Raw genomic sequence first — 12,690 nt, 5'->3', positions numbered from 1 at the left:
GCATTGGCAACGTGTTGACCCATGTTGGCGACGGTTGGACACTGGGCGTGATGGCTGCGGCGGGGAATATCTTCACCAAAGTCGGGGAGGGGACATCAATTGCGGCCATGATTGGTGCAGGCAACCTGTTTACCCATGTCGGCAAAGGGGATGCATGGGCGTTAATGGGGGGGGTGGGTAATATTTTTACCAAGGTGGGTGACGGTGATGCGCTGGCCTTGATGGTAGCCGCAGGTAATGTGTTTACTCATATTGGGGATGGCAAAAGTGTTGCGCTGATGCTGGCAAAGGGCAATATCGCTACGAAAGTGGGTAATGGCATGACCCTGGCGGCGATGATCGGCAAAGCCAATCTCTTTACCCATGTTGGGGATGGTAATACCTTTGCGGCCATGATTGGGGGGGCCAATGTGCTGACCAAGGTCGGTAATGACCTGACCGCCGCCTTAATGGTAGGGAAAGCCAATATCTATTCGCATGTGGGTGATGGCACCAGTATCGGTTTGTTTGCCGGTGAACTGAACGTGATGACCAAAGTCGGTGAGGGGACAACGCTGGCGGCCATGTTTGGTAAAGCCAATATCATGACCCATGTTGGGGATGGCTTAACGGGTGTCTTGGCACTGGGTGAGGCCAATATTGTTACCAAGGTGGGTGATGATTTTATGGGGGTTGTTGCGGCAGCGAAAGCGAACGTCATTACGCATGTTGGTGACGGGACAACCGCCGGTATCCTGTTTGGTAAAGGCAATATTTTGACCAAAGTAGGAGGTGGCCCTACAGTCGGCCTGCTTATTTCCGATGTGGGTAACGTGATGACCCATGTTGGAGAGGGCACGACGGTGGGTTTTGCCAAAGGTAAAGCCAATCTTATCACTAAAATTGGCGATGGCACCGGGGTGAATGCGGCCTGGGGTGAGGCGAATATCCTGACTCAAGTGGGAAAGGGCGACCGTTACAACTTCGCAAAAGGTAAAGCGAACATCATTACCAAAGTAGGTGATGGGCAAGAAGTCACCGTGGTTCAAGGGGATGCCAACATGATCACCCATGTCGGTAACGGTGATGATTACACCGGTGCCTGGGGGCAAGCCAACGTTATCACTAAAGTTGGTGACGGGCGTAATGTGGTGCTTGCCAAAGGTAAAGCCAATATTGTCACCCAAGTGGGTAAGGGAGACAGCTTTAATGCCTTGTGGAGTGAAGGCAATGTCGTCACCAGGGTGGGTGACGGTATGCAGGTTACGGTGGCAAAAGGGAAAGCTAACGTGACTACAACAGTAGGCAATGGCTTAAATGTAACCGCTGCTCATGGTGATGCTAACATTAACACTCATGTAGGTAATGGCGTTTCGGTTAACCTGGCGTGGGGTAAGCACAATATTAATACCAAAGTTGGCAATGGTCTGAATGTTGCGGTCATGAAAGGCCAAGCTAATGCCAATATCCATGTGGGTGATGGTCTGGGTATCAATGCCTGTTATGCACGTAATAATGTGGTGGTTAAGATTGGCAATGGGGATTTCTACAGCTTTTCTGCTACAGAAAGCAACAAACTCTCTTCCCTCTTTGAGCATATCAAACAGACAACATTAGGTGTGGGAGGCAGTCAGGCGATCAACTACCTGGTTCAGGGGGATGAAGCTAACACGTCGGGCACCCATAAAGGCAGAGGCGCGATTAATTTAGCGGAAGTTTCTGCCATTGATGGCTTTCAAATGGATGAAATTGCGCCGGTAAGTTCAGATTTAAACCATCGCCTCAATGGTGCCGTGACCGCCGTGGAGACGCCTGACATGAGTTCAATAGAAGGTGCTTTGAGTCTAGAAACGCGATCGGTGTCAGATCAGAATGAAAATCTGATCGTCAATGGTGGCTTTGAACAAGGTAAATTGGGTTGGCAGTCAACCAATGATATCGAGGCATATAGCCCAGCGAGTGCTTATGGTCTTGATAATACCGGTTATGGTGAACGAGTCAGTAAATTTGATGTTGATAAAAACACCGTAATTTGGCAGGAATTACAAAATTTATCTGAAGGCGAAGTGGTTTCACTGACTTTTGATTTTATGAGTCATTTAGAGATGGTGGACCGTGATCTGAGTGACAGCGGAATAAGGGTGTTGTGGAATGGTAAGTCTGTATTCTCAGCTTCTGGACCGCGAACGATATGGCGCACTCAAAAACTCGATTTAATGGCAAAAGCAGGTACTAACCGGATTGAATTTAAAGGTACCGGTCAGGATGATGGATTTAGCTATATCTTAGACAATATCGCGGTGAAATCTGAGACATCACTGATTGTCAATAATGACCTTGAACAAGGTAAATTGGGTTGGCAATCAACCAATGATATTGCGGACTATAGCCCAGAGAGTGCTCATGAACCTAATAATACCCGTTATGGCGAACGAGTCAGTGAACTTGATGTTGATAAAAACACCACTATTTATCAGGATCTGCAAAACCGTTCTGAGGGAGAAGTGATTTCGCTGAGCTTTGATTTTGCCAATCGTCCCGATGCTTATTCAGCCGATAATGGTATGGATGTTTTCTGGAATGGCAAACTTGTATTCTCGACTTTCGGAGACGCAGCGAAATGGCAAAATAAAACGCTAGAGCTGGCAGCAAAAGCGGGCAGTAATCGAATTGAGTTTAAAGGAACTGGTTTGAATGATGGTGTAGGCTATATTCTGGATAACGTTATTGCAAAATCTAAGAGTTCACGACAAGCCAATATTATTACCGAACATGTGGAACAGGATAAAGCGGCGCAAAATGCGTTAAGCGATAAAGAAAAAGTCGAAAAAGATCGCCAACTGTTGGAACAGGAAAAAGAGAAACAATTGGCAGAGATTGTGAAGTCGCAATCCCAATTGGAATTAACGGATCAGGAAGCACTTAGCCGAAATGGGCTGGCACAACGTAATGCGATAGAAGCAGAAGCGCGGGCGGAGACTGACAAACTGGTTTCCATGACGCAAGGTTTGGATGTGCTTGGTGACTATGCTGATTACAGCGGCCAATCAGGTGACCAGTGGCGTAATCAGTTTGCTTCCCAATTTTTGAGCCGTGCCCAGGATGAGCTGAATTACACTAAATTTATTACCCAGAAAAGATTAGCTAATGCTCAACGGTCTATTACGGATAACCAACAACAAGTAAAAGAAGCGGTTAAGAAATCCGAGGCCGGTGTAGCACAAAGTGAGCAGCATCATGCCAGTGCAAAACAAGATATTGCAGAGGCTCAGAAAAAAGCAGCGTTAAGAAAAGAAGAGGCATTATTGCAGCAACAGCAGGCCAAAGCAGCGGAAAATGACGCAAATATCGCCTATCAGGGGGCGGAATATCGGGGTAAACGTGATATTGCCGCAGCTGAAAATAAGATTGCTCAAGTACAAGCAGATGCTAGAGGGGCAAAACAGAGCGATTCCAAACCTGATCGTACCGGTGCCGGTGGTAGTGGTTTGTCTGGCAATGCCTACGAATCGACAGGGGCAGGGGAAACAGGCAGCTATATTGATCCCGAATTAATACCGGAAGCTGAAAAAAGATTCTACAAGGGATTGACCGAAGAAGAGCGACAAGCGCTGGATAGTGCTAAACAAGCGGTTGATCGTCTACAGATAAATGCCGGTATCCGCGCGGAAAATACCGGTATTTTAACTACTTCAAAGTTTACCAAAGTACAATCTGACGATATGGTGATGCCAACGTCGAACAGTTCAGGTGAGCGTGTCAGAAGAGTGCCGCGGATTTCAGGTATTAATCTGGAATCGTTGGGGAATGATGTCAAAGTAGAGCAGAAAAATTCCGCTATCTTTGAAAGTGCAAAATTTAATTTATTGAAAGAGGGAAATAAGCTATTTATCAACCCTAATGTACGAACATTGGGGCGGAAAAGGCAACTTAGCAAGGCTCTGGCTGAGGTACGAGATACTTTCTATAAAACGATGAGCCATTTCGATGAAGAGCATGTATTGCTGCTTGAACAGGCGATAGCTGATTGGCAACAGCGTAACCCAAAAGAATTTGCTCTGCGTGTCAGTCAAGTGAACTTAATACGTTTTAGAATAGGTCGGATGATAGAGCACTTGCAGGCCCAGCGAGCTGAATCCGCTGGCGTCCTTGGGATCGCCGTGGCGCCTCAACATGCTGAACATCTTGAGCAGCGAGTCATATTTGATGGAACCGGACGTATTGTCGGTTTAAAAGGCGGTATAACACAAAACGAAATTAATCGTCTTATTGAGTGGCAGATTACCCCGTTGACCCGAACGAATTCAACCGCTGAACGGGAAGCGCCTAAGACCGAAAGCGAAAGTCTGGTTGCTTTTATGAGCCGATTGGAAACCGCTAATATCCCGGAAACGATGCCTTTGATTGGACGAGCTAGAAGACTCTGGCTCACTGGACAAGTCACATCGAAGGAAACTATCAAGTTATTTAATGATGCGGCCAGCCAGTTACAGGCATATCCTGAGTTACATGCTTTGGTACTGTTATTACAGGCTGATGCTCACAGAGAAAAGTTGACTACCCAATATATTGACAACTTATTTGGCCGTCGTTTTGATTCTGAGTTGGCCCATACGTTGGTGAAAACTGCGTCACCGGATGCGATAGCGACCTCCAGACGGATAGGACAATTCCTGGTGCAGGAGTTTGAGTCGTATATGCAAAGTACTCTGGGCTCAACCGCACGTGATGGACAGATTGCTATCAAAATGCAAGCTTTCGCCGATGTGATTAAAAAGGATATTCGCCCTTGGTTCAGTCGGGTACCAGAACTGACCACATTCCTGCAAAAACCCACCTTTGATAACTTTAAAGTCATGATGACCAAGGTGGATAATGGTTTTGAAATGATCAAGATTCCGTTTCTGGCGGTAAAAATGTCAAACATTGATGGTATGGGTTTACATATATCTCAATGGAAGATGGATGCGAATATTTTCTATCGGGAGGAGATCTGTAAGACCCGTTCCACCAGCAGTAGGTTAACTAATCGGGCTGATGTTACCTACAAAGTGAAGTTAACTGAACAGCAAACCAATGATTATGGTATTGCGTTACCCTACCAACCATCTGGTGATCAGTATGAAGATTTCCTGTATGGCAGAAAGGTGGCGGCAGGCAAAGTGCTGACGCCAGGACAGGAAACGGCACTTGAGCGTAACGCCTTGGCGCAGGGACATTCCGTGGTGACGGGGGCATCTGGTTCGACCAATATCATGGTTCATCTCAATAACTCTATTGCCAGTCAAGATCCTACTTTCTCGCAAGAGCAGGCATATCTTAATACTTTGGCGTTCCTGGTGTTTGATGGCGGTCATTCGGTTAATGAAAGTTTGGTGGTCTACAAAGCATTGCAGACGACGGGTGATGAACGCCGGCAAGTACTACAAAACTACACCGCCAGTTATATGGATCTGATGGATATCGCTGGAGATAAAGGAAAATTATGGATAAATCAGGCATTAAATAGTGCATTTGAGAAAACCCAACACCTTTATCGAGAAAATACTCCAGAGAGAGAGAACTCTCCGATGGGAGCATTGCAGGCGTTATCGGGCAAAAATGGAGCGTCAGAGTCGATATTAATTGAGGATGATGGTACTTCGCCACAGGATAAAGACTCTTTAAACCCAGTGACCCGATTCTTTAACAACGAACTGTATGGTTTTAAAGAAGAGCGCCGCCATATCAGTGATGAGACGCAGACAATTCTTAATGATGCTGTTGCTAATGGCAGCTCAAGCAAAATCACTCTAAAAGGCGAAGGGGGACGTTTAACTGGATATTATCATCAAGGTGACATAAAACCAGGTGATATCTCGACGGCAGCAGAGAAAAAAGTCGTGCTGTTCCTCCATGGTTCAGGTTTATCTGCGGAAGAGCAAGCTCATGATGTCCAAAGCCACTATCAAAAGCAGAGCATTGATATACTTGCCATCAATATGCGTGGCTATGGTGGCAGTGAGGGGGGGCCGAGTGAGAACGGGTTCTATCAAGATGCCCGGACGATGCTTCGCTATTTGGTGCAAGATCGCGGTATTAAACCGGGTAATATTATCATTCATGGTTATTCCGTCGGTGGGCCGGTGGCGGCTGATCTTGCCCGATATGCGGCGCAAAATAATCAAGCCGTGTCAGGTCTGTTACTCGACAGGCCAATATCAAGTATGACCAAAACCATAACCGCGCATGATCTACCAAACCCTGGCGGCATGATTGGAGCATTGGCAAAAGCGATGAATGGACAATTTTCAGTAGAAAAAAACCTCAAAGGCTTGCCAATCGATACGCCGATCATGCTGTTAACTGACAATCAAGGTTTAGGGCATGAGGGGGAAAAGCTGCGTGCAAGATTGACCGCTGCTGGTTATCGCGTATCGGGTGAGCAGACCTTTTATGGTCATGTCGAGAGCGGTGCTTTAATGAGCCAATATGCTGATAGGATTGTCTCGACGCTCTCCGGTTTTCAAAATAAAAATCGGGATATGGTGAAGAACGCGTTGCAAAAGAGTGACGATCGTGGGACGCGTTTTGGTGGTCAGATCATTATTCAAATGGAGAATGACCCGATTGTCGCGAAAGCCGCGATCAATCTGGCGAGTAAACACCCAGAATCCAGCGTGGTGGTTAAACTTGATTCTAATGGCAAATATCATCTCATTTATGGTGATCCTGCCAGATTATCAGGCAAATTACGTTGGCAGATTGTTGGTCATGGCCGTGACGAATCGGCACAAAATAACACACGCTTGAGTGGTTACAGTGCTGATGAATTGGCAATAAAACTAAAACAGTTCAGCCAGAACTTTAACCAGGCAGGTAAACCTGATCGTATCAGCATCGTGGGTTGTTCACTGATTAGTGATGATAAGCGCAATGGTTTTGCCTATCGTTTTATTATCGCCTTAGATAAACAGGGCATCCGTAGTGATGTTTCAGCGCGTCGTAGTGAAGTGGCTGTTGATGCAACAGGTCGTAAATTTACCCGCGATAAAAATAATCAGTGGGTTAACAAATTGGACGATAACAAACTGGTGTTACGCTGGAATGAACAGGGTGAACTAACGACTACAACAGAAAGATTGCGTCGTGGTGTGGCTGAAAGCGATATCAACCTTACCAGGGTGGGGTACACAGAAGCTGATTCAGCAACCAAAGGGGCAATTGCGGAGAACCATGATGTTTTCACCGCGCCAGGAAAGCGTAAAAACAGGATAGAGCTCGGTTCAAATCCTCAATCGGATAAGTCGCTGAGTTACTCTGGGAATATACAGGTAAACGTGGGCGACGGTGAATTTACCGCGATCAACTGGGGAATATCGAACGTAGGTATCAAAGTGGGTAGGGGTGGCTTTAAATCACTGGCCTTTGGTGACAACAATGTGATGGTTCACATTGGGGATGGTGACAGTAAGCACAGCATTAATCTTGGTGGTTATCAAGCATTTGAAGGAGCGCAGATGTTTATCGGTAACCGTAACGTTAGCTTCAACAAAGGGCGCAGTAATGACTTGATTGTCATGATGGATAAATCCATCCCTACGCCCCCGTTGGTTAATCCATTTGATGGTGCTGCGCGTATTACCGGTGTACTAAAGTCTATTGCTCATTCCGGCGAAGAGCGGAACTGGTTGGCGGCGCAAAATCATCAGTGGACGCTATCTGGCGCGAAAAAATTTGTGCGGGACATGTCTGGTTTAGACCAAACCAGTAGTGTGGATTACAAGACATTGGTTGATCTGGATTCGCAGCACGAGCGCAGTAGCCGTGGTTTGAAAAGTGACACAGAAGCGGCATTGAATAAAAAATACCACCAATGGTTAGGTGGTCACGGCAACAATATTGATACCAGTAAAATGAGCCGTGTGGATAAATTCCGTCAAGCCAATGAGAAACTGGCTTTCAATGTTGCGGTAGGTGGTCAGGGCGCGGACATTCAGGTCACAACCGGTAGCTGGAACTTTATGTTTGGTGATCATATTCAATCGATTTTGGATACCAACCTGGGTTCTCTGTTTGGTCTGATGACGCAGCAATCTTCAACGACGGGCTTGGTGAAGACAACATTTACTTACAATCTACAGGACTTACCGCGTCAGCTTAAAAACAAACTGCTTGGTCGGTTAGCCAGTGTGAATGCAGATACCACTTTAGCGGATATTTTTGGTGTGGATTACACTCCGGAGGGACAGATTGTTGCCCGTACTGGTGAGCCGGTTGATGGCAAAGCTATTTTGCGAGAGATGCTGGAAGTTATTAAGCAGTTTGGTGGTGATCAACTAAGTACTTTCACTGATCCGGATAAATTGATTGATGGTTTGAAACAGAACGCCGATATGAGTGCCGATGGTATTGAATCATTTCTTGTCAGTCATGGGCTGAAAGAGAAAGCGCCTGATGAAAATCGGGAAAAGAGTGTACCGGATGCCATCAACAGTGGGAATATTCAGGCTAATGACAAATCAGAGCGTGCATTGGGCTTTAATTCGTTGAACTTACCTAACCTGTTTGCAACGATATTCAGCAAAGATAAACAAGAAGAGATGAAATCGTTAGTGACCCATCTGAAAGAGAATCTAACCGCAGATCTGCTCAATATGGAGCAGAAAACCTTTGATTTCTTGCGTAACAGCGGTCATCTGCAAGGGGATAGCGATATCCACGTATCGTTGGGGAACTATAACTTCAACTGGGGCGGTGATGGTAAAGATCTCGGAGCTTACTTGGGCGATAACAACAACTTTTGGGGTGGTCGTGGTGATGATGTTTATTACTCGATTGGCACCTCCAACATCTTTGCAGGCGGTGAAGGTAATGACTTGGGCGTTCTGATGGGACGTGAAAATTGGATGTTTGGTGGTGAAGGGGATGATACCGCAGTAGTCGCTGGGCGCATTAACCAAGTCTTTATGGGCGAAGGTAATGATCAGTCCTTTGTTTTTGGCGAAGGTGGTTTTATTGATGCCGGTAATGGGCAGGACTACGTTATCACCTCTGGTAACTACAACCGGGTTGATACCGGGGAAGGGCAGGATTATGCCGTGACCATCGGTAATAACAACCGGGTTGAGCTAGGTGAAGGCAATGACTTTGGACGGGTGTTTGGTAATGACAACCGAATTGATGGCAACATGGGTGACGATGTCATTAAACTGATGGGCTATCATGCGGTAATTAATGGTGGAGAAGGTGATGACCACCTGATAGCGGCCACAATTTCGAAATTCAGCCAGTTTGATGGCGGTGATGGTCAAGATCTACTGGTTTTGGGGGGATACCAGAACCACTTCCAGGGTGGTGCAGGAGTAGACAGCTTTGTGGTCAGTAGTAAGGTGATTGACAATCAGGTTAATGATATTAATGCAGAAGATATGATTGTCTTTAACAATATTGACTGGCAAAACCTGTGGTTCCAACGCAGTGGATACGATTTAGTGTTATCAGTGAATCGCCGTACTCAGGATAAAACTGCTCAGGGTGTATTTGAATCGGTGGGTTCAGTCACCTTTAATAATTACTTTAATGGTAACCATGCCAAATTAGTGACACAGATGGGGCGTAAGGATGCATCAGGAGAGCGTGAATTTACAGCCCTTTCCGATAATGCGGTTGACACCTTGATTCAGGCAATGAGCAATTTTTCCCCAACAGCCGGTGATAATGGTTTTATCGAAGGGTTGGATAGCAAGGCGAAAGTAGCGATTACGACGGCTTGGACTGATACCACGATTGGCAAGGGAAAATTTGCCTGATTAATTTTCTATAACACTAAGTAATAGCAGTAAAAATGGCTCACTGGATAAGTGGGCCATCTTAATCTCGCAAGGGTATTATCGTTCTTGGGTAAATTGTTTAATGATTGATAAGAATGAGTAAGATTTTTCGCCGCACGCTTACGAATCAAGTAGAAATTAAACAGTCTGAGCCCAGTAAAATACAGGATTCAGACCTTAATGAACACGTGATTTTAATTGTCTAATTTCAGGGAGCAATTCATAAGACCGAGGTAGTTTTGACTGTCATATTTTTTTGATAAATATTAATTATAAAAAATTCACCTACTCTTATTGAATATTGTTTGCAAAATAATTTAATTTTAATCATTACTTTATAAATGTTCGTTTAACTCGAATAGATATAATAAAATAAGGAACCCATATACATGCATAAATCATAGTTCTAAAAAGCAAGAAGAGATAATTATAATCCAATTTTATTTCATATAGATAATGAGCCAATGCTAAATCAGAGATTACAAATAATGAAGTAAAAACTAAAAGGGTAATGTAAAATAAAGGTGTTCTTTTCTTTTTCTTAAAGAAAAGAATAGATGTATAAAGTGCAATTCCAAAAATAATGGTAAAGCAAATAAACTCAAATCCCATAAGGATACGTAATTCACCTAGAAAATTATAACCAGAGATCAAGATTGTCATTGTTTTATATGAACTAAATAAAGAACTGGATATTGTAAAGATAATATTTATTGCCGGGAAATAGAGAAATCCACCAATTCCACTCAGTTCTTTCTCTTCGCATGCTGCACAAAAGTCTGATTCATTTAATGCTGAGTTTTCACATTTAATACACTTCATAAAATTTCTCCAAATAGTAACTTCAATCAAAAGATTGATTATTAATTTACGTAAATCATACAGGTGATGGTATATAAAACAATAACTTATTAGTCCAAAAAATATCCCTATTTTTAGTAACTTTATTTATCTCTTCAAGTGAAAAAATAAATATTCCATCTATAAAAACCAAGACAACCATCTGATAATAAAGAAATAGTTAGATTCATAAAAATATAATTAATATCCATATGATGTTTTTAATAAAGAAAAAATTTACTCGATCATTCTTTAAATCTCACATTATACTGCTATTTCCCAACTGTACCTTTTTTCATTCTCCTCGGCCGCCGCCAGTACACTTGCTAGTGCATTATTCTCCACTATAATTTAGTGGAGAATAAAGTAAAAATCTTAACTCAATACTGGGATTATATATTAATTTTAAGACTATTATAAAAATCTATAATGCTATTTAAATCAGTATTCCATTCAGATATTTTCATCCCATCTTCATTGTGCGTAGTACGCGACTCTATGAAGTTATTTATCTTATCAGGAGTAAAACCTAGACACTCATCTAAAAAGAGGATGCTATTTTGTAAGAAAACTTCCTCACCTGCGAAATATATGATCCAAGCAAATATAAAATTTGTGTAATCAGGCTCATACATTGATACAGCTAGCGCTACAGGCTTTTTACTGTGTATACCCTCTTCAAGAGAAGTTCGCCAACTCTGCTTGTAATCCTCAAAGCTCCAATAAGATAAAGGTATGTGAACTGCTTCTGTAAATGTATCAATAATAATTGTTGCAGGCAGAACTAGCTCATTGTTTTCTCTGATGGGTGCATCACCGGGAAATATACCAAACATCAATCAGTCCTTAACTCTGTTCAGATTACTATCATAAGTCCCCATTCGCTTGCCTCTACGGTCAAACATCTTCCAGCCATTAGTAACATTATGGCTATCAACATCGGGAGTAATATAGGTTTTACCATCAAAAAACACAGGTTGCCCATGTGAGTTAAATGGTGCTTTAGGAGGCGCTATTCTCCGATCAAAGCCTAATTTCCCTGCTGCCTCTTGGGCTTCTTTTCCTTTCAGAGCCAGATAAGCTAAGTCGTCTTTATTCGGCTTTTCCGGGATCGGCGTAATTGTAGTATTTCCGCCAGTATCAGGCTTACCTTCCGTATTACCAGTATTATTTGGCGCAACTCCAGACAGATTTTCCTCATTGCCTGTATGGTTCGGTATACTACCCGGCTCTAACTGTTGGTTTCCACCGGTATGATTAGGGTATTTCCTGATATCACCGGATTGATCACCGCCGGTATGTGTTGGCAGATCAGTTGGATTAGCAATTTGAGTGTATTTATTCTGAAGTGTATTTAGGTAACTCTGTGTAATTTCATCATTTCCCATCATCTGAAGCATGATCAGATGGTCTAAGTCTTCTGAAGAAATCTTATCAGCAATTTCCTTTGCCACTATTCCGGTTATACCCGCCTTAACGCCTATCTCCAGGACTTTCTCTGCTACTTTGGCTCGGCATGGGGCAGCTATTGCACAGCCTTCCGTTACCAGTTTACCCAAGAAATTATTGTCCACCGCAGTCTTCCCGGCCTGAGCACCAGTGAGGGCGCTGGCGCTGGAATCACCCGCAATCCCACCAGCCAGCCCGGCCGCCAGGGTAGAAAGGGTGCTGATAGTCTGTTTCTGCTCCTCTGTTAACTCACTGACTTTTGCCCCGTCGCCATAAAGCTGCTTAATCAGTACCTGTGCGGCCAGTTCACCGGAAGCGGCACCCGCTGCCCCCGCCAAAGCGTTGTTACCACTGACTTCCGCCGCCACCGCGCCTAAAATCGCATGGGCCAGCGTGTTGGTGGCGATATCCACCTGATGGGTTTGTGGGTCAGTTGTTAGATCTTTAATCACCCCGGCCAGATACGGCGACGCACCGCCGGCCAGCGCCTGACCGAGATTGTTCCCCGCTAAGCCCTGAATCGCTGCTGTGGCCGCCTGTAACGCTTTTTGATATTTGCCACCGGTCCCCAGGCCGGAGTCATTCAGTGCCTGCGTGTAGGCGGTGTCAT

4 protein-coding genes are annotated in these 12,690 nt (G+C 44.3%); 1 reads left to right on the top strand and 3 read right to left on the bottom strand.

Annotation, left to right across the window (positions count from 1 at the left end; translation table 11 throughout):
- A partial coding sequence (gene rtxA / locus KZ793_RS20255) for an MARTX multifunctional-autoprocessing repeats-in-toxin holotoxin RtxA (RefSeq protein ID WP_225816972.1) occupies positions 1-9,770 on the top strand: 9,770 nt, incomplete at its 5' end.
- A gap of 351 nt (positions 9,771-10,121) precedes the next feature.
- Here rtxA and KZ793_RS20250 read toward each other — a convergent pair.
- The 3 genes from KZ793_RS20250 to KZ793_RS20240 all read right to left on the bottom strand — a co-directional run.
- Entirely contained in the window at positions 10,122-10,613 is a 492-nt protein-coding gene (locus tag KZ793_RS20250; protein ID WP_225816971.1) for a DUF2569 domain-containing protein, read from the bottom strand.
- A 410-nt stretch (positions 10,614-11,023) separates the two neighbouring features.
- Entirely contained in the window at positions 11,024-11,467 is a 444-nt protein-coding gene (locus tag KZ793_RS20245; RefSeq protein ID WP_225816970.1) for a hypothetical protein, read from the bottom strand.
- 3 nt (positions 11,468-11,470) lie between these two features.
- Positions 11,471-12,690: VENN motif pre-toxin domain-containing protein (locus tag KZ793_RS20240; protein ID WP_225816969.1), on the bottom strand; the 1,220-nt coding region annotated here is incomplete at its 5' end.

The sequence above is a fragment of the Photorhabdus antumapuensis genome, assembly GCF_020387775.1.
GTDB classification, from domain to species: Bacteria; Pseudomonadota; Gammaproteobacteria; order Enterobacterales; family Enterobacteriaceae; genus Photorhabdus; species Photorhabdus antumapuensis.
Note: the sequence above shows the minus strand (reverse complement) of the source record. Positions and strands in the feature narration are given on the sequence as shown.